This is a genomic window from Dactylosporangium thailandense (assembly GCF_059739745.1).
Genome location: NZ_AP029195.1, coordinates 12,208,830 through 12,229,158, shown reverse-complemented (window position 1 = coordinate 12,229,158; position 20,329 = coordinate 12,208,830). Strand labels below are relative to the sequence as shown.

The 20,329-nt window shown below is 73.6% G+C and carries 17 protein-coding genes; 3 read left to right on the top strand and 14 right to left on the bottom strand.

Features of this window, described 5'->3' with window-relative positions:
- Nucleotides 1–6 precede the first annotated feature (6 nt).
- Nucleotides 7–669, bottom strand: coding sequence for a ribulose-phosphate 3-epimerase (gene rpe, locus AC6JBM_RS55145; RefSeq protein WP_350612562.1), 663 nt, complete (start codon nucleotides 667–669; stop codon nucleotides 7–9).
- A 50-nt stretch (nucleotides 670–719) separates the two neighbouring features.
- Between rpe and AC6JBM_RS55140 the strand changes: the two genes are divergently transcribed.
- A complete protein-coding gene (locus AC6JBM_RS55140) occupies nucleotides 720–1,277 on the top strand; it encodes a hemerythrin domain-containing protein (protein WP_497981404.1) in 558 nt (185 codons plus the stop codon).
- Here the strand turns inward: AC6JBM_RS55140 and AC6JBM_RS55135 are convergent.
- From AC6JBM_RS55135 to def, 3 genes are read right to left on the bottom strand one after another with little or no spacing between them, the layout of a single operon-like run.
- Nucleotides 1,263–2,702: an RsmB/NOP family class I SAM-dependent RNA methyltransferase gene (locus AC6JBM_RS55135; RefSeq protein ID WP_497981403.1), complete on the bottom strand. Its 1,440-nt coding sequence runs from the start codon at nucleotides 2,700–2,702 to the stop codon at nucleotides 1,263–1,265. The two genes, AC6JBM_RS55140 and AC6JBM_RS55135, sit on opposite strands and share 15 nt — an antisense overlap.
- Nucleotides 2,702–3,649: a methionyl-tRNA formyltransferase gene (fmt, locus tag AC6JBM_RS55130; RefSeq protein ID WP_497981402.1), complete on the bottom strand. Its 948-nt coding sequence runs from the start codon at nucleotides 3,647–3,649 to the stop codon at nucleotides 2,702–2,704. The genes AC6JBM_RS55135 and fmt overlap by 1 nt, the downstream gene beginning before the upstream one ends.
- A 7-nt stretch (nucleotides 3,650–3,656) precedes the next feature.
- Nucleotides 3,657–4,205 (bottom strand): peptide deformylase, encoded by a 549-nt coding sequence (gene def / locus AC6JBM_RS55125; protein ID WP_497981401.1) that lies wholly within the window; start codon nucleotides 4,203–4,205, stop codon nucleotides 3,657–3,659.
- Between the two features lie 62 nt (nucleotides 4,206–4,267).
- Between def and AC6JBM_RS55120 the strand changes: the two genes are divergently transcribed.
- A complete protein-coding gene (locus AC6JBM_RS55120; RefSeq protein WP_497981400.1) occupies nucleotides 4,268–5,995 on the top strand; it encodes an ABC transporter ATP-binding protein in 1,728 nt (575 codons plus the stop codon).
- On the top strand, nucleotides 5,992–6,555 hold the full coding sequence (locus tag AC6JBM_RS55115) for a P-loop nucleotide/nucleoside kinase family protein (RefSeq protein ID WP_497981399.1): 564 nt from the start codon (nucleotides 5,992–5,994) through the stop codon (nucleotides 6,553–6,555). The genes AC6JBM_RS55120 and AC6JBM_RS55115 overlap by 4 nt, the downstream gene beginning before the upstream one ends.
- Before the next feature lie 516 nt (nucleotides 6,556–7,071).
- Here the strand turns inward: AC6JBM_RS55115 and AC6JBM_RS55110 are convergent.
- The 10 genes from AC6JBM_RS55110 to AC6JBM_RS55065 form a co-directional block, all read right to left on the bottom strand.
- Nucleotides 7,072–9,114, bottom strand: a complete 2,043-nt coding sequence (locus AC6JBM_RS55110) for a primosomal protein N' (protein ID WP_497986749.1) — start codon at nucleotides 9,112–9,114, stop codon at nucleotides 7,072–7,074.
- A 349-nt stretch (nucleotides 9,115–9,463) separates the two neighbouring features.
- Entirely contained in the window at nucleotides 9,464–10,657 is a 1,194-nt protein-coding gene (gene metK, locus AC6JBM_RS55105) for a methionine adenosyltransferase (protein ID WP_350612574.1), read from the bottom strand.
- Between the two features lie 126 nt (nucleotides 10,658–10,783).
- Complete coding sequence (gene coaBC / locus AC6JBM_RS55100) at nucleotides 10,784–12,016, bottom strand: bifunctional phosphopantothenoylcysteine decarboxylase/phosphopantothenate--cysteine ligase CoaBC (RefSeq protein WP_497981398.1); 1,233 nt, start codon at nucleotides 12,014–12,016, stop codon at nucleotides 10,784–10,786.
- Nucleotides 12,017–12,023: 7 nt separating this feature from the next.
- Entirely contained in the window at nucleotides 12,024–12,293 is a 270-nt protein-coding gene (gene rpoZ, locus AC6JBM_RS55095) for a DNA-directed RNA polymerase subunit omega (RefSeq protein ID WP_350612578.1), read from the bottom strand.
- Nucleotides 12,294–12,458: 165 nt separating this feature from the next.
- Nucleotides 12,459–12,779, bottom strand: coding sequence for an integration host factor, actinobacterial type (mihF, locus tag AC6JBM_RS55090; protein ID WP_190253177.1), 321 nt, complete (start codon nucleotides 12,777–12,779; stop codon nucleotides 12,459–12,461).
- A 119-nt stretch (nucleotides 12,780–12,898) separates the two neighbouring features.
- Nucleotides 12,899–13,741 (bottom strand): orotidine-5'-phosphate decarboxylase, encoded by an 843-nt coding sequence (gene pyrF, locus AC6JBM_RS55085; protein WP_350612580.1) that lies wholly within the window; start codon nucleotides 13,739–13,741, stop codon nucleotides 12,899–12,901.
- Nucleotides 13,738–14,739, bottom strand: a complete 1,002-nt coding sequence (locus tag AC6JBM_RS55080) for a quinone-dependent dihydroorotate dehydrogenase (RefSeq protein ID WP_497981397.1) — start codon at nucleotides 14,737–14,739, stop codon at nucleotides 13,738–13,740. Before AC6JBM_RS55080 ends, pyrF begins: the two co-directional genes overlap by 4 nt.
- Nucleotides 14,736–18,029, bottom strand: a complete 3,294-nt coding sequence (gene carB, locus AC6JBM_RS55075; protein WP_497981396.1) for a carbamoyl-phosphate synthase large subunit — start codon at nucleotides 18,027–18,029, stop codon at nucleotides 14,736–14,738. The genes AC6JBM_RS55080 and carB overlap by 4 nt, the downstream gene beginning before the upstream one ends.
- A complete protein-coding gene (gene carA, locus AC6JBM_RS55070) occupies nucleotides 18,022–19,134 on the bottom strand; it encodes a glutamine-hydrolyzing carbamoyl-phosphate synthase small subunit (protein ID WP_350612586.1) in 1,113 nt (370 codons plus the stop codon). The genes carB and carA overlap by 8 nt, the downstream gene beginning before the upstream one ends.
- Nucleotides 19,131–20,327, bottom strand: a complete 1,197-nt coding sequence (locus tag AC6JBM_RS55065) for a dihydroorotase (RefSeq protein WP_497986748.1) — start codon at nucleotides 20,325–20,327, stop codon at nucleotides 19,131–19,133. The genes carA and AC6JBM_RS55065 overlap by 4 nt, the downstream gene beginning before the upstream one ends.
- Between the last annotated feature and the right edge of the window lie 2 nt (nucleotides 20,328–20,329).

Here is a 20,329-nt window from a genome sequence, read left to right as displayed (position 1 = left end):
CTCGATTTAGGCGGCGGCAAGGCCGCGCAGCTTGCGGACCGCCGCGGCCGGGTCCTCCGCGCCGTAGACGGCGGTTCCGGCCACGAACGTGTCGGCCCCCGCCTCCGCACACGCCGCGATCGTATCTTCGGCCACACCGCCGTCGACTTCAATGCGCAACTCGAGATGACCGGTGTCAATGTGGCGGCGAGCCGTGCGGACCTTGTCCAGCAGGCCGGGCATGAACGCCTGGCCGCCGAAGCCGGCCTTGATGGTCATGATGAGCAGCAGGTCGAAGTGCGGCAGCAGCTCCAGGTAGCCCTCGACCGGGGTGTCCCGGTCGATCGCCAGCCCGGCCCGGCTGCCCGCCGAGCGCAGGTCCTTCGCGATCGCCACCGGGTCGGTGGCCGCCTCGGCGTGGAAGGTCACGTTGTAGGCCCCGGCCTCGGCGTAGGCGCTCGCCCACCGCGCCGGGTCGGCGATCATGAGGTGGCAGTCGAACGGCAGCGTGGTCGCCCGGCGCAGGCTCTGCACCACGGGCAGCCCGATCGTGAGGTTGGGCACGAAGTGGTAGTCCATGACATCCACGTGCAGCCAGTCCGCGGCCCCTTCGACCGCCCGGGCCTCTTCGGCCAGGCGGGCGAAGTCCGCAGCGAGAATCGAGGGCGCGATCACCACGTTGTCCGACACAGGCGTGATGCTATCGGTGATCTCCCACCGCGGCTGCGAGAATGGCCCCCATGGATGTTGTCGGAGACGTCGTCGAGGCCATCGTCAGCGACCACGTGCGGTTCGAACATCTCCTGCGCGTCCTGCGCACCCGTGACACCGACACCGAGTCGGTGCGGGCCCGCCGCGAGAGCGCCCGCACGGAGCTCGCCGGCCTGCTCGTCGCACACGCCACGGCGGAGGAGTCGGAGGTCTACCCGAAGCTGCGCGAGCTGTCCGGCGGCGGCGCGCACGTCGAGCACGGCGCCGACGAGCACATCGACGGGCACCGCAAGCTCCTCGCCCTGCTCGACGTCGCCGACGTGCTCGCGCCCGAGTTCGACCGCGCCGTGGGCAAGCTGGCCAACTCCCTCGCCCACCACGTCGACGAGGAGGAGCGGACGCTGCTCAACGACGCCCGCCTCCAGCTCGACGCCGCCACCCGCTCGGCCCTGGGGGCCGCCTGGCTGGCCGAGCGGGACCGGCTGATCGGGGCCGGATGCGGGCGCCGCGACGCGGTCGCCGCGCTCATCCCCGACGGCCGGCCGCCCCACCAGCGGGGCTCGCAGGAGAGCCTAGGCGCGGCGTAGCAGGGCCACGAACATCGCGTCCGTCCCGTGGCGGTGCGGCCACAGCTGCACCGTCGGGCCGGTCCCCACCTCGGGCAGGGCCGCGGGCAGATACGGCCGCGCGTCCACGAGCTCCATGTCGATCGACGAGCGCCGGGCCGCCTCCGTGACCGAGACCTCCGTCTCGGCCTGGTGCGGCGAGCACGTGACGTACGCCACGACCCCGCCCGGCCGGACCGCCCGGAAGGCCGCCTGGAGCAGCTCCCGCTGCAGCCGGGTGAGCGGCGGCAGGTCCGACGGCTGGCGGCGCCACCGCGCCTCGGGCCGGCGGCGCAGCGCGCCCAGGCCCGTGCACGGCGCGTCGACGAGCACCCGGTCGAAGGCGCCCTCGGGCAGGTCCGGGTCCTTGCCGACGTCGCGGCCGTCCGCGTTGATGGTGTAGACCGGCAGCCCCTCGGTCGCCCGGGCCACGAGCGCCGCCCGGTGATGGGCGACCTCGACCGCGGTCACGTGCGCGTCGCGCTCGGCGGCGAGCGCGCCGAGCAGGCCCGCCTTCCCGCCCGGCCCGGCGCACAGGTCCAGCCAGCGCTCGTCCGGCCCGTCCACGGGCGCGTTCGCGAGCACGGCGGCCACGAGCTGGCTGCCCTCGTCCTGCACGTGCGCGCGCCCGTCGCGTACGGCCGCGATCCCGCCCGGGTCTCCCCCGCCGGCGAGCACGACCGTGTACGGGGAGTAGCGCCCGACCGTCGCCCCGCGCAGCCCGCCCGCGAGGTCGGCCGCGGAGACCAGCCCCGGGCGGGCGCACAGGTGCACGGCCGGCGGCAGGTTGTCCGCGTCCAGCGCGAGCTCGGCCTCGTCGAGGGAGCCCAGCGCGTCGGCGAACGCGTTGACGATCCACGCCGGGTGGGCGTGCACCAGCGCGGCCCGGGCGATCGGGTCCGCGGGCGCCAGGCGCTCGACCCAGGCCGCGCGATCGGACTCGGCGACCCGGCGCAGCACCGCGTTGGCGAAGCCGGCCGCGCCCGGCACCAGCGAGCGCACGAGGTCCACGGTGGTCGCCACGGCGGCGTGGGCGCCGACGCGCATGTGCAGCAGCTGGTACGCCCCGATCCGCAGCGCGTCGCGCACCGGCGGGTCGATGCGCTCCATCGCCCGGTCGGCCGCGGCCGCCACGATCGCGTCGAGGGTCCCGGTCTGGCGCAGGGTGCCGTAGGTCAGCTCGGTCGCGAACGCCGCATCCCGCCCCGACACGCCGTTCTCGCGCAGGATGCCGGGCAGCACCAGGTTGGCGTAGGCGTCGTCGCGGTGCACGGCGGCCACGGCCTCGTAGGCGGCCTCGCGGGCCGGGTCGATCGCCGGCCGGCCGCCGCGCGGGGGCCGGGCGAGCCGGTCGTCGCGCCCACCGGCCGGCCGCTGACCCGGGCCGCGCCGAGGAGCAGAGCGCATCAAGACACGAGCTCCCCGGATTCGACCCGGGCGCCGCGGGCCCACGCGTCCGCGGGCATCGCCTTCTTGCCGGGCGCGGTGACGGTGCCGAGCACCACGGGCACGGTGCCGGTGCCGACGAGCACGCGGTTGCGCTCGACGACCACCTCGCCCGGGCCGGGCGCGGCCGGGCCGCCGGCGATCACGGTCGCGGCCGTGAGCGGGGTCACCGGGCCGAGCTTGAGCCGGTCGCCGCGCAGCGTCGTCCACGCGCCCGGGGCCGGGGTGCAGGCCCGAATCCGCCGGTCGACCGCGAACGCCGGATCGGACCACCGCACCTGGGCGTCCTCCACGGTCAGCTTCGGGGCGTTCGAGATGCCTTCCTGCGGCTGCGGTACCGCCGACAGAGCCCCCGCCGCGATGCCGTCCAGCACCCGCACGAGCAGCTCGGCGCCGGACCCGGCCAGCCGCTCGAGCAGGTCGCCGGAGGTGTCCCGCGGGCCGACCGCCTCCGTGAGCGTGCCGTAGACCGGCCCGGTGTCCAGGCCCTCCTCCAGCTGGAAGACGCTCGCCCCGGTGACCTCGTCGCCATGCAGGACCGCGTGCTGCACGGGCGCGGCGCCCCGCCAGGCGGGCAGCAGCGAGAAGTGCAGGTTCACCCAGCCGTGCCGCGGAATGTCGAGGGCGCTGCGGGGCACCAGTGCGCCGTAGGCGACCACGGGGGCGCAGTCCGGCTCCAGGGCGCGCAACTGGTCCTGGAACTCCGGGTCGCGCGGCTTGGCCGGGGTGAGCACGGGAATCCCGCGCTCGCTCGCCCAGGCGCTCACCGGGGACGGGACGAGCTGCCGCCCGCGGCCGGACGGCGCGTCCGGGCGCGTGACGACCGCCACGAGCTCGTGCTGCGACGCGGCGATGGCGTCGAGGGCGGGCAGCGCCACGGCCGGGGTGCCCGCGAAGATCAGCCTCACCGCGGCCTCACCGGATGCCGAAGAGCCCGTGCGGGCTCGCCTTGACGACCGGCGGCGTGTCCGGGTTGTACCACTCCGCCGCCCGGATCTCCTTCATCGCCTGCTTGCGCCGCTCGGCGTCGAGCCGGTCGACGAACAACACGCCGTCGAGGTGGTCGGTCTCGTGCTGGGCGCAGCGGGCCATCAGCCCGGTGCCGACGATCTGGATCGGGTCGCCGTGCTGGTTGAAGCCCTTGGCGATGACGTTCTGGCGCCGCTTGGTGTCGACATACACCCCGGGGATCGACAGGCAGCCCTCGGGCCCGTCCTGCTCCTCCTCGTCGGGGAACTCCAGCACCGGGTTGACCAGGTGCCCGACCACCTCGTCGACGTCGAAGGAGAACACCCGCAGCCCGACCCCGATCTGCGGGGCGGCCAGGCCGGTGCCGTTCTGCTGGTGCATCGTGTCCAGCAGATCGCTCACCAGCTTGCGCAGCTCCTTGTCGAAGTCGGCGACCGGGTCGGCGGCAGTGCGCAGCACCGGGTCGCCGAACAGACGGACGGACTGGACGGTCAAGCGGCACCTCATCTTGGAGTTCAGCGGAATTCAGCCGTCCAAGTCTAGGCTAGCTTGGATTCGTGTCCGACTCGCCTCGCGTCTCGCTGCGGTCACTCCTGCCGTACCTCCGTGATCATCGGGCCACCCTCGTCGTCGTCGGGGTCCTCTCACTGCTCGGTTCCGTCACCACGCTCGCCCAGCCGCTGCTCACCCGGGAGGTGCTCGACGGGCTGCAGGCGTCGCGCGCGGTGTGGGGCACGGTCGCCCTGCTCGTGGTGGTGCTCGCGGCGGTCGCGGCGCTCAACGCGGTCCGGGACTTCCTGCTCCAGCGCACGGCCGAAGGGCTCGTGCTCAGCTCGCGCCGCCGGCTGACGCGGCACCTGCTGCGGCTGCCGATCAGCGAGTACGACTCCCGTCGCACCGGCGACCTGCTCTCCCGCGTGGGCGCGGACACGACGCTGCTGCGGGCCGTGGTCACGTCGGGGCTGTTCGAGACCGTCACCGGCGCGGTGATGGTGGTCGGGGCGGCGGTGGCGATGCTGCTGCTCGACCCGATCCTGTTCCTCACCGCCGGGCTCGGGCTCGCGGTGGGCCTGTCGATCGCGCTGATCTTCTCCCGCCGGGTGCGGCCCGCCTCGGAGGCGGCACAGGAGCGCATCGGGGAGATGACCAGCGCCGTGGAGCGCGCGCTCTCGGCCGCCCGCACGATCCGGGCCAGCAACGCCGAGGACCGGGAGATCGCGGCCGTCGAGTCCAGCGCCGAGGAGGCGTACCGCGCGGGCGTGCGCATCGCCCGCCTCCAGGCGCTCGTCGGCCCGGCGAGCATCGCGGCCATCCAGGGCTCGTTCCTGCTCCTGCTCGGCGTCGGGGGCGCGCGGGTCGCCGCGGGCTCGATCTCCGTCGGGGACCTGGTGGCGTTCGTGCTGTACCTGTTCTTCCTGGTCATGCCGCTGGGGCAGGCGATGCACGCGTACACCCAGCTGCAGACCGGCCTCGGCGCGCTGCAGCGCATGGAGGACATCCTCGCCGTGCCCCTGGAGGCCGACGCGGGCACCGCGAGCCCGGGCGCCGGCCCGGCCGCGGTCGTCTTCGAGCACGTCACGTTCGGCTACGCGGCGGCGCCGGAGCCGGTGCTGCGGGACGTGTCGTTCGCCGTGCCGTTCGGCACCCGCACCGCCCTCGTCGGCCCCTCCGGCGCCGGCAAGTCGACGCTGCTGCAGCTCGTCGAGCGCTTCTACGACGTCACCGGCGGCGCGGTCCGGGTGGCCGGGGCCGACGTGCGCGACCTGCCCCGCAAGGCGCTGCGGGCCCACCTCGGGTACGTCGAGCAGGAGGCCCCGGTGCTGGCCGGCACCCTGCGGGAGAACCTGCGCCTGACCATGCCGGAGGCGACCGAGGCCCAGATGCTGGACGTCCTCGCGGCGGTCAACCTCACCGACATCGTCGGGCGCACCGCACACGGCCTGGACGCCCAGGTCGGCGAGGGCGGCGTGCTGCTGTCCGGCGGCGAGCGGCAGCGGCTGGCCATCGCCCGCACCCTGCTCGCCGCGCCCCCGATCCTGCTGCTGGACGAGCCGACCTCGAACCTCGACGCGCGCAACGAGGTCGCCCTGCGCGAGGCGATCGACACCGTCGCGCGCGACCGCACCATGATCGTCGTGGCCCACCGCCTGTCCACCGTGGTCGACGCGGACCAGATCGTGGTGCTGGAGGCGGGCCGGGTCGCCGCCGTCGGCCGCCACGAGGAACTGTTGGAGACCAGTCCCCTCTACCGCGAGCTGGCCACGAACCAGCTCCTGGTGGCATGACCGCCGCCGCCTGGGTCGTCGCCGGGCCGCCGGGCGCCGGCAAGTCGACGGTCGCCGCCCTGCTGCTGCGCCTGCTCTCCCCCACGCCGGCCCTGCTGGACAAGGACACCGTCTACGGCGACTTCGTGGCCGCGACGCTGGAGGCGGCCGGCCGGCCCGGCGGCGAGCGCGAGGGCCCGTGGTACGACGCGAACATCAAGATCCACGAGTACGCGGGCCTCGCCGCGACCGCGCGGGAGATCCGCTCGCACGGCTGCCCGGTCCTGCTCTCGGCGCCGTTCACCGGGCAGATCTCGGACGCGGCCCGCTGGCGGGCGTTCACCGCGGCGCTGGGCGGCGATCCGGTGTCGCTGGTCTGGGTCCGGTCCGATCCGCAGACGTTGCGGGAGCGGCTGATTGCGCGGGGGTCGCAGCGGGACGGGCAGAAGCTGGCTCGGTGGGCGGAGTTTCTGGCGGCTATTCCGCCGGATCGGGTGCCTGTGGTGCCGCATGTGGAGGTCGACAATCGGGCTGGGGCGCCGCCGTTGCTGGAGGCGCTTTCGTCGGTTTTGGCGCGATAAGTCGGGCGCTCCGCGCCACGACTTATCGGATTTATACCCTGTCCGGCGATATGTCCGGAACGCAGCTTTCGGCGCGGGCCCCGTTTGCGAAATGCCGGAAAAGGGTGGATCGCGTCGCGCTGCATCAACGCCGGCCTAGTGGCGCCGCCGCCGGGAGGTCCGAGCAGGCCGGGCGGAGCCAAAGAGAGTGCGCAGCTCACGCGGCCGAGCGGGTCGAGCGCACTGGACGGGCCGAGCAGGTCGAGCGCGCAGGGCAGGCCGAGCTGAAGCCGCGCGAGGCGAACCAAGCGGGACAAATGAGACAAGCCGGGCGAGCCGAATCGGGCCGTGGCGAGCCGAGTCGGGCCGTGGCGGGCCGTGGCGGGCTGAGTCGGGCCGTGGCGGGGCTGAGTCGGGCCGTGGCGGGGCTGAGGTGGGCCACGGCGGGGCCGAGGTGGGGCCGTGGCGGGCTGAGGTGGGCCGCGGCGGGGTGAGCTGGGTCGAGCGGCTGCGTGGATAGGGCCGGGCGGAAGCGGTTTACAGCAAGTCGAGCGGGTCGACCTGGATGCGGACCGGGTCGGCGGCCTTGCGCACCGAGCGCGCCCCCGCCGCCGCCTTCAACGCCAACGCCAGCGCTTTCCCCGCCGACCGCGCCGTCCGGACCAGCATCCGCTCCTGCCCCTCCGCGGCCGGCACGGGCCCGAGCACCTCCGCGCCCGGCGGCAGCTCGGCCAGCGACAGCAGCTCGGCGACCGCGGCCGGCGGCCCGGTCAGCGCCGCGATCCGCGCCGCCGGGGGGAAGCCGAGCTCGCGCCGGTCGGCGAGTTCGCGGGCCGCGAGCCAGGCCGGGTCGAAGCGCAGCAGCGCCTGCACGGCCACCAGCCCGCCGTCGGCGACCACGACCACCGGCGCGCCCGGCCGGGCCAGGGCCGCCGCCGCGAACCAGCGCCGCAGCGCCTCCTCGGTGCCGCGCAGGTCGGCGCGGGTGAGGAAGGCCCAGGCGTCGAGGAGGAGCACGGCGCCGTAGCCGCCCTCGGCCAGCGGCTCGGCGCCGGGGGTGGAGACGACGAGGGTGGACTCGTGCGGCACGACGGTCAGGACCTCGTCGCGGCCCGAGGTGCGCACGGTCGTGTCGGGGAAGGCCCGGGCGAGCTCCTCGGCCGTACGGCGGGCGCCCACGACCGCGGCGCGCAGCCGGCGGCCGCCGCACTCGGGGCAGGCGTGGCCGGCGGCGGGGCGGCCGCACCAGCGGCACACGGGAATCCCGTCGGCGGCCGGGAGGGCGAGCGGGCCGGAGCAGTGGGTGCAGCGGGCCGGGGTGTAGCAGTCGGCGCAGGCGACGGCCGGCAGGTACCCGCGGCGGGGCACCTGGATGAGCACGGGCCGGCCGCCGGCCAGGGCCTCGCGGGCGGCGCGCCAGGCGATCGTGGGCAGGCGGGCGGCCTGGGCCTGAGGGTCCCGGGCACGCTCGTGCTCCCCGACGGTCAGCACGCGCGGCATGACCCGGCGCAGCTCGTCCCGGGCGGCGCCGACCTCGATCGCCCAGCCGGTCTCGACGAGCTGTTGTGCTTCAGCGGTACGTCCGAAGCCCCCCACGATCGCCGCACACCGCTCCTGCTCGGCGCGGGCGAGCAGGACCTGGCGGGCGTGCGGGTATGGCGCGCGCTGCTCGGCGTGCAGGTCGTCCCCGTCGTCCCAGATGGCGACGAGGCCGAGGTCGTGCACCGGGGCGAAGGCGGCCGCGCGGGTGCCGATGACGATGCGGGCGGTGCCGCGGGCGACGGCGAGAAAGCGGCGGTACCGTTCGGCCGGCCCGATCGCGGCCGACAGCGCCACGTGGTGGCCCGGGCCGCCGAGGACCCGCAGCAGGGCGGCGTCGAGGCGGTCGAGGTCCCGGGCGTCGGCCACCACGACGAGCGCGCCCCGGCCGGCGGCGAGGCTGGTCGCGGCGGCCTCGGCGAGGCGGGACGGCCAGTCCTCGCCGGGCAGGGCCGTCCAGACCGCGCGGGGCGCCCGATCGTCGGCGAGGGCCCGCAGCAGCGCGACGCCGGCCGTGTACCGCGCCCAGCCCGCCCCGAAAGCCCCGCCACCCGGACGGACCGCGGGGGACGAATCGCCCGAGCCGGGAGCCGAGGACGAATCGCCCGAGCCGGGAGCCGAAGACGAATCGCCCGAGCCGGGAGCCGGGGACGAATCGCCCGAGCCGGGAGCCGGGGACGAATCGCCCGGGCCGGGAGCCGAAGACGACAAGGCGGGGATGGGCGAGAAGGCCGGGATGGCGAAGGGTTCGGGCGCGGGAGCCGGCTCGGCCGCCTCGGCCCGTGCGTGGCGGGGCGGGATCGCGAGGCGCAGGACGTCGGAGAGGGTGCCCGCGTACCGGTCGGCGACCTCCCGAGCCAGCCGCGCGACGGCCGGCGTGAGCACGACCTCGGGCGAGACGACCTTCTCCAGGTACGACAGCCGCCCCTCGTGCTCGCTCGACGCGGCCCGTTCGAGCACGAACCCGTCGACGAGCTGGCCGGCGAAGCGCACCTTCACGCGCGTGCCCGGGCGGGCGTCCGCGGCGGCGTCGGCCGGCACCAGGTAGTCGAAGGGGCGGTCGAGGTGGGGCAGCGGGCTGTCCACGCACACGCGGGCGATCGGCGAATCGTCGGCCGCGCGTTTCGGCGGAGCCGCCTTGCGCGCCGCGCGCGCCTTCCCGCCGGCGTTTCCGGCAATGCGCTCGGCGGCCGCGCGCGGCTTCAGTTCCGACTCGGGGAACAACGCCGGTTCAATAGGCTCTGATGGATCGGTTGAGCGTGCATCAATGCGAGGTGAAGCTGAATGAATAGACTCTGACGGATTCCCGTCCGGCGACGGAAATGACGAAGGCCGATCAAACCGGGATCCGGGCTGATCGGCCAACGTCGGAAAAGTTTTCGAGAATGCGTCAGGCGCCGGCGGCGGACTTCAGCTCGGCCGTGCGGGAGGCCTGCTCCCACGAGAAGCCGGGCAGCTCGCGGCCGAAGTGACCGTAGGCCGCGGTCTGCTGGTAGACCGGCTTGAGCAGGTCCAGGTCGCGGATGATGGCGGCCGGGCGCAGGTCGAAGACCTCGTTGATGGCCTTCTCGATGCGCTCGACCGGCACGACCTCGGTGCCGAAGGTCTCCACGAACAGCGAGACCGGGTGCGCCTTGCCGATCGCGTAGGCCACCTGCACCTCGCAGCGGTCGGCCAGGCCCGCGGCCACCACGTTCTTGGCCACCCAGCGCGTCGCGTAGGCCGCCGAACGGTCCACCTTCGACGGGTCCTTGCCGGAGAACGCGCCGCCACCGTGGCGGGCGTAGCCGCCGTAGGTGTCAACGATGATCTTGCGGCCGGTCAGGCCGGCGTCGCCCATCGGGCCGCCGATCTCGAAGCGACCGGTCGGGTTGACCAGCAGCCGGTAGCCCTCGGTCTCCAGGCCCAGGCCCTCGAGCTCGGGGGCGATGACGTGCTCGCGCACGTCCGGGGTGAGCAGCGAGTCGAGCGAGATGTCCGGGGCGTGCTGGCTGGACACCACGACGGTGTGCAGGCGCACCGGGCGCAGGCCGTCGTATTCGATGGTGACCTGGGTCTTGCCGTCCGGGCGCAGGTAGGGGATCGTGCCGTCCTTGCGCACCGCGGAGAGGCGGCGGGCGAGGCGGTGGGCCAGCGCGATCGGCAGCGGCATGAGCTCGGGCGTCTCGTTGCACGCGAAGCCGAACATCATGCCCTGGTCGCCGGCGCCCTGCAGGTCGAGAGCGTCGCCGCCGGCGCCCTCGCGCACCTCGATGGCCGAGTCGACGCCCTGCGCGATGTCGGGCGACTGCGAGCCGATGGACACGCTCACGCCGCAGGACGCGCCGTCGAAGCCCTTCTTGGACGAGTCGTAGCCGATGCCCAGGATCGTCTCGCGGACGATCTTCGCGATGTCGGCGTAGGCGGTCGTGGTCACCTCGCCGGCGACGTGGACCTGGCCGGTCGTGATGAGCGTCTCGACCGCCACGCGGCTGCGCGCGTCCTGGGCGAGGAGCGCGTCGAGAACGCCGTCACTGATCTGATCGGCGATCTTGTCCGGGTGGCCTTCGGTGACCGACTCTGACGTGAACAGGCGGCGTGCCAATGGTGCTCCTCAGGAGATACGGCGGACGAGAGATGAGTTTCGCCAGAGTGTACGACCTCGGACTGGCGCCGCGGTCGACCCCCGGCTGGGTATCACGGCGCTCCGTTGCGCCTCACACCCCGTCGATCAGGCGAAACAGGCGGCCACGCGGTCCAAAATCCTATCCGCCAGCTCGTCTTTGGGTAGTTCGGGCAACGGATCGCGGCTGCCGTCGGCACCGAGGATGACGGCCTGGTTGCGCTCCGCACCGAAGGTCTTGTTCACGCCGACCTCGTTGACCACGATGAGGTCGGCCCGCTTGCGCAGCAGTTTCTCGTGCCCGGCCACGACGGCCCGCTCGAGGTCGGCGGTCTCGGCCGCGAAGGCGACGAGCACCTGCCCCTCGGGCTTGCCCGCGCCCAGCTCGGCGGCGATGTCGGGGTTGGTGACCAGCTCCAGCACGGGTGCCGCGCCGTCCACCTTCTTGATCTTGGTCTCGGACAGGTGCGCGGGCCGGAAGTCGGCGGGCGCGGCGGCCATGATCACGGCGTCGGCGCCCTTGGCGGCGGCGACCGCGGCCAACCGCAGCTGCTCGGTGGTCTCGACCCGCACCACGTCGGCCCCCGCCGGGTCCGGCAGTGTGACGTTCGCCGCGATCAGGGTGACGCGGGCCCCGCGGGCCACGGCGGCGCGGGCGATCGCGTAGCCCTGCTTGCCGGAGGACCGGTTGCCGATGAACCGGACCGGGTCGATCGGCTCGCGGGTGCCGCCGGCGGTGACCACGACGTGCCGCCCGGCCAGATCGCTCCCGCCGGACTCCCCCGCCCCGCGGCGCAGCAGCCGGACGGCGACGTCGAAGATCTCGGCCGGCTCGGGCAGCCGCCCCTTGCCGGTGTCGGCGCCGGTGAGCCGCCCGACGGCGGGCTCGAGCACCACGGCGCCGCGGGCGCGCAGGGTGGCGACGTTGGCCTGGGTGGCGGGGTGCTCCCACATCTCGGTGTGCATGGCGGGCGCGAAGAGCACCGGGCACCGGGCGGTGAGCAGCGTGTTCGTGAGCAGGTCGTCGGCGAGGCCGTGCGCGGCCTTCGCGAGGATGTCGGCGGTGGCCGGGGCGACGACGAGCAGGTCGGCCTCGCGGCCGAGGCGGACGTGGGGCACCTCGTGGGCGCCGGTCCAGACGTCGGCGCTGACCGGCTGCCCGGACAGCGCGGCCCAGGTGGCCTCGCCGACGAAGGTGAGGGCGGCGGCGGTGGGGACGACCCGCACCCGGTGACCGGACTCGGTCAGGCGCCGCAGCAGCTCGCAGGCCTTGTAGGCGGCGATGCCACCGGCCACGCCGAGGACGACCCGAGGGCGTCCCTCGGCGGGCTGGTCAGGCATTGCTTGCTCAGACGACTTCTTCGATGCGCTCGGCGGTCAGCAGCCCGCTGTTGATCTCGCGCAGGGCGATGGAGAGCGGCTTCTCCTGCGGCGTGGTCTCCACGAGGGGACCGACGTATTCGAGCAGCCCCTCGCCCAGCTGGCTGTAGTAGGCATTGACCTGGCGGGCACGCTTCGCCGCGAAGATCACCAGGGCGTACTTCGACGTCGTCTTTTCCAGCAGTTCGTCGATCGGCGGGTTGGTGATCCCCTGCGGGTCTGCCACGGTTCCGGCCACGGATCTAAACCTCAACACTTTCGGAATTGACGGCTCTTGCGAGCGAACCGCACAACCTTACCAGAGCCCCGGCCCGACTGAGCAGCCGGAACGCCGACGCGCCCGGACCGGGGAGGTCCGAGCGCGTCGGGATGATGCAACCGGTCCGGGGGGACCGCCGGGGGCTCACTTGCCGCCGGCGAACTCCCCGAGCAGGGCCTTGCGCTGCTGGTCACCGAGACCGCGCAGGCGGCGGCTCTCGGCGATCTTCAGCTTCTCCATGATCTGCGTTGCCCGGATCTTGCCGATGCCGGGCATCGCCTGGAGCACGGCCGAGACCTTGAGCTTGCCGACGACGTCGTCGGACTCCGCACGGTCGATCACGGCGGCAAGGGTCGTCTTGCCCTGCTTGAGTTGCTCCTTCAGCTCAGCGCGAGCCTTACGGATCTCAGCCGCCTTTTCCAAAGCGGCCGCGCGCTGTTCCGGGCTCAGTGACGGGAGCGGCACCAGGTCTCCTCAGGTCCCTTGAAAAAAGTGTTGATGGTCTAGCGCCGGGAAAACTAGCGGTCAGAAGCCATTTCGGCAACGTCGGAAGGCAAGATCGACGCCTTGTGAAGATTCGATGATCACGCAGTGACCGCAATTGCGGACGCACAGGAATCACGCGCACGGTCCGCCGCGGCCCGCAACGCGGCCTGATCCGGACCCGCCGAGAGGACCTCACGCGACCACGACGGCAGAACGAGATCGAGCGCGTTCCCGAATACGGCGCGCAGATCCTCGGCCTTTCCGCCCTGCGCGCCGAGGCCCGGCGCGAGGATCGGTCCATTGAGATCGGTCAGCCTGTGGCCGGTCGGCCCGACGGTCGCGCCGACCACCACGCCGATGTCGCCCATCGGGCTCACACCCGCGTTGACCTGCGAAATCTCGTCAATGATGGTCTGCGCGACGGTGCGCCCGTCGGCCGCGACGGCCCGCTGGACGGCCGCGCCCTCGGGATTGGAGGTGAGGGCCAGGACGAACGCGCCGAGCCCGTTTTGGCGGGCCTTGTCGATGATCGGGCGAAGCGCACCGAAGCCGAGGTAGGGACTGACCGTGACCGCGTCGGCGCACAGCGGGGAGGCCGGATCGAGGTACGCGTCGGCGTACGCGGCGGCCGTCGAGCCGATGTCGCCCCGCTTGACGTCGAGAATCACGAGGCTCCCGGAGCCGCGCAACTGTCGGATAACCGACTCGAGCACGGCTATGCCTCTGGAGCCGAAACGCTCAAAAAAGGCGGACTGGGGCTTGATCGCCGCGACCCGTCCGGCCAGGGCCTCGCCGACCGTCCGACCGAACGCTTCCAGGCCCTTGACATCGTCGGAGAGGCCCCAGGCGGCCAGGAGGGAGGGGTGAGGGTCGATGCCCACGCACAGCGGCCCCAGCGAGTCCATGGCGGCCCGCAGACGGGCCCCGAAAGCATCAGTCACGTCGCGCTCCTCGTCGCTGCGACGGCTCCGCGCACGAGCGCCGGGCCGTGGTAGATGAAGCCGGTGTAGAGCTGCACGAGCGCGGCGCCCGCGTCGAGCATCCGGGCGGCGTCGTCGGGGCGTGTGATGCCGCCCACGCCGATGACCGGCAGCCCGGACTCCTTGGCCACGAACCGCACGACCTCGAGGGCCCGCGGGGCGAGCGGCCGCCCGCTGAGCCCGCCGGTCTCCGGGGTCGTCACGCCGGGGCGCTCGATGGTCGTGTTGGTCGCGATGAGCCCGGCCACGCCCAGCCCGAGGCAGACGTCGAGCAGGTCGCCCAGGGCGGTCTCGGTCAGGTCGGGGGCGACCTTGACCAGGATCGGCACCTCGCCGCCGAGCGCTTGGGCCTCCGAGCGCAGGGCGCCGAGCAGGGCCGACAGGTGCGCCTTGTCCTGCAGCTCGCGCAGGCCCGGCGTGTTGGGCGAGCTGACGTTGACGGCGAAGTACGAGCCCAGGCCGTACAGCTGCCGGAAACTGTGCACGTAGTCCTCGACGGCGCCGGTCAGCGGGGTCACCTTCGACTTGCCCAGACTGATGCCCAGCGGCACCGGGAGCGGCCCCAGCGCCCGCAGCCGGGCCGCGAGGGCCTCGGCGCCGGCGTTGTTGAAGCCCATCCGGTTCACGATCGCCTCGTGCTGCGGCAGGCGGAACAGCCGCGGCCGGTCGTTGCCCGGCTGGGCGTGCCGGGTGACGGTGCCGACCTCGACGAAGCCGAAGCCCAGCCGCGGCCAGGCACCCAGGGCCCGGCCGTCCTTGTCCATGCCGGCGGCGAGCCCGACCGGGTTCGGGAAGTCCACCCCGAACACGGTCCGGCGAGCCCCGGGCGGGCTCAGGGCCCGCCGCGCCCGGGGCAGCCGTGCGAGCATGCGCAGGGTCCGCTCGTGCACCGACTCGGCGTCGCCGCCGTGCAGCCGGAACAGGACCGGGCGGACCGTGCGCTCGTAGAGGCCGGTCACCGCGCCTGCCGCAGGGCCGCGTGCAGCTCCTGCAGCGGGCGGACCGTCATCTCCCCGCGGATGAGCGCCTCGACGCCCATCACCGCGGCCGCCGCGCCCGGCAGGGTCGTGATGCAGGGGATGTCGGCGACCACGGCGGCGCTGCGGATCTCGTAGCCGTCCTGGCGCCCGCTGGAGCCCTGCGGGGTGTTGATCACCAGGTCGACCTCGCCGCCCGCGATGAGGGAGACGGCGTTGCGCCCGGCGCCCTCCTCGAAGTGCTTGGGCACGATCTCGCACGCCACGCCGTAGCGGCGCAGCACCTGCCCGGTGCCGGCCGTGGCCACGATCGCGAAGCCGAGGTCGGCGAGGCGCTTGACCGGGAAGACGATCCCGCGCTTGTCCCGGTTGGCCACCGTGACGAGCACGGTGCCGGAGGTGGGCAGCGAGCCGTACGCGGCCGCCTGCGACTTGGCGAAGGCGTGCCCGAAGGACGGGTCGATGCCCATGACCTCGCCGGTCGACTTCATCTCGGGGCCGAGCAGGTTGTCCACGCCCTTGCCGTCGGCGGTGCGGAACCGCTTGAACGGCAGCACCGCCTCCTTCACGGCCACCGGCGCGTGCTCGGGCACCGACCCGCCGTCGCCCTCGGCCGGCAGCAGCCCCTCCGCGCGCAGCTCGGCGACGGTGGCCCCGAGCGCGATGCGGGCGGCCGCCTTGGCCAGCGGCACCGCGGTCGCCTTGGACACGAACGGCACCGTACGGGAGGCGCGCGGGTTGGCCTCGAGGACGTACAGCACGTCGTCCTTGAGCGCGTACTGCACGTTGAGCAGCCCCTGCACCCCGATCCCGCGCGCGATGGCGACCGTGTACCGGCGCACCTCGGCCAGGTGCACGGCCGCGAGCGTGATCGGCGGCAGCGCGCAGGACGAGTCGCCGGAGTGGATGCCGGCCTCCTCGATGTGCTCCATCACGCCGCCGAGGTACACCTCGCCGGTCGCGTCGCACAGCGCGTCGACGTCGATCTCGATGGCGTCGTCGAGGAAGCGGTCGACGAGCACCGGGTGCGCGGGCGAGATCTCGGTGGCCCGGCCGATGTAGTCGCGCAGGGTCGGCTCGTCGTAGACGATCTCCATGCCCCGCCCGCCGAGCACGTAGGACGGGCGCACCAGCACCGGGTAGCCGATCTCGTCGGCGATCCGCTTGGCCTCCGGGAACGTGGTCGCGGTGCCGTGCGCGGGCGAGCGCAGCCCGGCCTCGGTGAGCAGCTGGCCGAAGAGGCCGCGGTCCTCGGCGAGGTCGATCGCCGTGGGCGACGTGCCCACGATCGGCACCCCGGCCCGCTCCAGTCGCTCGGCGAGCCCGAGCGGGGTCTGCCCGCCCAGCTGCACGATGACGCCCACGACGCCGGGGCCGCCGGCGGCCCGGCCCGAGCTGTCCTCGGCGTGCACGACCTCGAGGACGTCCTCGAAGGTGAGCGGCTCGAAGTACAGCCGGTCGGCGGTGTCGTAGTCGGTGGAGACGGTCTCCGGGTTGCAGTTGACCATGACGGTCTCGAAGCCCTTGGCCCGCAGCGCCATGACCGCGTGCACGCACGAGTAGTCGAACTCGATGCCCTGGCCGATGCGGTTCGGGCCGGAGCCGAGGATGATCACCTTCGGCCGGTCGGACGGGGTGACCTCGGTCTCGTCCTCGTACGTGCTGTAGTGGTACGGCGTCCCGGCGGCGAACTCGGCGGCGCAGGTGTCGACCGTCTTGTAGACCGGCCGCAGCCCGAGGCGGTGGCGCAGCGAGCGCACCCCGTCCTCGCCGGCGAACTCGGGCCGCAGCGCGGCGACCTGGCGGTCCGACAGCCCGGCGCGCTTGGCCCGGCGCAGCAGCGGCAGGTCGAGCACGGCGGCGTCGATGATCTCGGCCCGCAGCTCCACGAGCGCGGCGAGCTGGTCGACGAACCACGGGTCGAAGCCCGACGCGGCCGCGACCTCCTCGACCGTGTGGCCCTGGCGCAGGGCCAGCTCCGCGGTGTAGAGGCGTCCGTCGTGCGGGACGCGCAGGTCCCCGAGCAGCGAGGCGTCCGGCACCGTCCAGAAGCCCGCGGCCTTCGTCTCCATCGAGCGCATGGCCTTGCCCAGCGCCTCGGCGAAGGTCCGCCCGAGCGACATCGCCTCGCCGACCGACTTCATCGTGGTGGTGAGCTCGGCGTCGGCGCCGGGGAACTTCTCGAAGGCGAAGCGCGGGATCTTCACCACGACGTAGTCCAGCGACGGCTCGAACGCGGCCGGCGTCTTGAGCGTGATGTCGTTGGGGATCTCGTCGAGCGTGTAGCCGATGGCGAGCTTCGCCGCGATCTTCGCGATCGGGAAGCCGGTCGCCTTGGAGGCCAGCGCGCTGGAGCGGGACACCCGCGGGTTCATCTCGATGACCACGAGCCGCCCGTTGGCCGGGTTCACCGCGAACTGGATGTTGCAGCCGCCGGTGTCGACCCCGACCTCGCGCAGCACGGCGATGCCGAGATCGCGCAGCTTCTGGTACTCCACGTCGGTGAGCGTCATCGCCGGCGCGACGGTCACCGAGTCGCCGGTGTGCACGCCCATCGCGTCCACGTTCTCGATCGAGCACACGACGACGACGTTGTCGTGCTTGTCGCGCATGAGCTCGAGCTCGTACTCCTTCCAGCCCAGCACGCTCTCCTCGATGAGCACCTCGTGCACGGGCGAGGCGGCCAGGCCGCCGCCGGCCAGCCGCTCGAGGTCCTCGGGGGTGTGGGCCATGCCGGAGCCGAGCCCGCCCATGGTGAACGAGGGCCGGATGACGACCGGCAGGCCGAGGTCGGCGACGGTGGCGTGCACCTCGTCCATGGAGTGGCACACCCGCGAGCGGGGCGTCTCGCCGCCGGCGCGGGCGACGATGTCCTTGAACAGCTGCCGGTCCTCGCCGCGGCGGATGGCGTCGATGTCGGCGCCGATGAGCTCGACGCCGTACTTCTCCAGGACGCCCGCCTCGTGCAGGGCCACCGCGGTGTTGAGCGCGGTCTGCCCGCCGAGGGTGGCCAGCAATGCGTCGGGGCGCTCCTTGGCGATCACCTGCTCGACGAACTCGGGCGTGATCGGCTCGACGTAGGTCGCGTCGGCGAACTCGGGGTCGGTCATGATGGTCGCCGGGTTGCTGTTCACCAGGCTGACCCGCAGGCCCTCGGCCCGCAGCACGCGGCAGGCCTGGGTGCCGGAGTAGTCGAACTCGCACGCCTGCCCGATGACGATCGGACCGGATCCGATGACGAGGACGTGCCGGAGGTCGGTGCGCTTAGGCATTGGTCTGCATCAGCTCCGCGAATCGATCGAACAGGTAATCCGCGTCGTGCGGCCCCGCTGCCGCCTCCGGGTGGTACTGCACGGTGAAGGCCGGCGTGTCGAGGCAGCGCAGGCCCTCGACCACGTTGTCGTTGAGGCAGACGTGGCTGACCTCGACGGCGCCGAACTCGGTGTCGGCCCTGGCGTCCAGCGGCGCGTCGACCGCGAAGCCGTGGTTGTGGCTGGTGACCTCGACCTTGCCGGTGGTGCGGTCGAGCACCGGCTGGTTGATGCCGCGGTGGCCGTAGCCGAGCTTGTAGGTGCCGAAGCCGAGCGCCCGGCCGAGGATCTGGCTGCCGAAGCAGATGCCGAAGAGCGGGATGCGCGCGCCCAGCACCGCCTTGGCCAGGCTCACCGGGCCGTCGGCGGTCGCCGGGTCGCCGGGGCCGGGCGAGAAGAAGACCGCGTCGGCGCCGAGCGCCCGGATGTCCTCGAGCGTCGCCGAGGCGGGCAGCACGTGGGTGGTGACCCCGCGGGCGGCGAGCCGGCGCGGGACGTTGCGCTTGATCCCGAGGTCGATCGCGGCGACCGTGAACCGGTGCTCGCCCTCGGCCTGCACGGTGTACCGCTGCGCCGTGCTGACCTCGGCGGACAGGTCGGCACCGAGCATCTGCGGCTGGCGGCGGACCCGTTCGAGCAGCGCCTGCGGGTCGGACTCGACGCTGGAGACGCCGACCCGCATGGCCCCGCGCTCGCGCAGGTGCCGGGTGAGCGCCCGGGTGTCGATGCCGCTGATGCCCACCACGTCCTCGGCGGCCAGCCGGTCCTCGAGGCTGCCGGTGGCGCGCCAGTTGGAGTGGCTGCGGGACGGGTCGCGCAGCACGTAGCCGGCCACCCAGATCCGGTCGGACTCGTCGTCCTCGTCGTTGACCCCGGTGTTGCCGATCTGCGGCGCGGTCTGCACGACCACCTGGCGGTGGTAGGAGGGGTCGGTCAGCGTCTCCTGGTAGCCGGTCATGCCGGTGTTGAAGACGGCCTCGCCGAAGGTCTCGCCGATGCCACCGAACGCCTCACCCCGGAAGGTGCGCCCGTCCTCCAGGACGAGCAGGGCCTCTCTGCGCCTCACCGTGTCGCCTTTCCGTTCAGCACCGTCGGCTCGCCGCGCAGGTAGGTCGCGTCGATGCGGCCGCGCAGCTCCATTCCGGCGTAGGGGGTGTTGCGGGAGCGGCTGGCCAGGGCCGTCGGGTCGACGGTCCAGCGCACGCTCGGGTCGAAGATCGCGATGTTGGCGGGCTGCCCGGCGGCCAGCGGCGTCCCGTGCCCGCTCAGCCCGGCGATGCGGGCCGGCGCGGCCGACATCCACTCGGCGATGCGGTCCCAGCGCGGGCCCATCGTCTGCACCACGATCGCGAGCGCCGTCTCCAGCCCGAGCATGCCGGGCCGGGCGTACGCCCACTCGCACTCCTTGTCCTCCACGCTGTGCGGGGCGTGGTCGGTGGCGACGCAGTCGATGGTGCCGTCCAGCAGGCCCTCGCGCAGGGCCAGCACGTCGGCCTCGGTGCGCAGCGGCGGGTTGACCTTGAAGACCGGGTCGTACTGGGTGGCGCGGTCCTCGGTGAGCAGCAGGTGGTGCGGGGCGACCTCGGCGGTGACCCGCCAGCCCTTGGACTTGGCCCAGCGGATCAGCTCGACGCTGCCCGCGGTGGAGACGTGGCAGATGTGCAGCCGCGCGCCCACGTGCCCGGCCAGCAGCACGTCGCGGGCGATGATCGCCTCCTCGGCGACGGCCGGCCAGCCGGTGAGCCCGAGCCGCGCGGCGACCGCGCCCTCGTTCATCTGCGCGCCGATGGTCAGCCGCGGCTCCTCCGCGTGCTGGGCGATCACCCCGTCGAAGGCCTTCACGTACTCCAGCGCGCGGCGCATGAGCCGCGGGTCGTGCACGCAGTGCCCGTCGTCGGAGAAGACCCGGACCTTCGCCGCGGAGTCGGCCATCGCCCCGAGCTCGGCGAGCTGCTCGCCGGCCAGGCCCACGGTCACGGCCCCGATCGGCTGGACGTCGACCAGGCCGGCCTCGCGCCCGAGCCGCCACACCTGCTCGACCACGCCCGCGGTGTCGGCGACCGGCGAGGTGTTGGCCATCGCGCACACGGCGGTGTAGCCGCCCAGGGCCGCGGCCCGGGAGCCGGACTCGACGGTCTCGGCGTCCTCCCGGCCCGGCTCGCGCAGGTGGGTGTGCAGGTCCACGAGGCCGGGCAGCGCGATGACGGGCCCGGTCTTCGCCGGGTCGATCGCGACGATGACGCCGTCCTCGACGGTGATCT

What these genes read in the sequence shown, in the direction of transcription:
- AC6JBM_RS55115 (WP_497981399.1), top strand. Translation starts at nt 5,992, where the DNA reads ATGACCGCCGCCGCCTGGGTCGTCGCCGGGCCGCCGGGCGCCGGCAAG.
- carB (WP_497981396.1), bottom strand. Translation starts at nt 18,029, where the DNA reads ATGCCTAAGCGCACCGACCTCCGGCACGTCCTCGTCATCGGATCCGGT.
- AC6JBM_RS55140 (WP_497981404.1), top strand. Translation starts at nt 720, where the DNA reads ATGGATGTTGTCGGAGACGTCGTCGAGGCCATCGTCAGCGACCACGTG.
- AC6JBM_RS55135 (WP_497981403.1), bottom strand. Translation starts at nt 2,702, where the DNA reads ATGCGCTCTGCTCCTCGGCGCGGCCCGGGTCAGCGGCCGGCCGGTGGG.
- coaBC (WP_497981398.1), bottom strand. Translation starts at nt 12,016, where the DNA reads ATGCCTGACCAGCCCGCCGAGGGACGCCCTCGGGTCGTCCTCGGCGTG.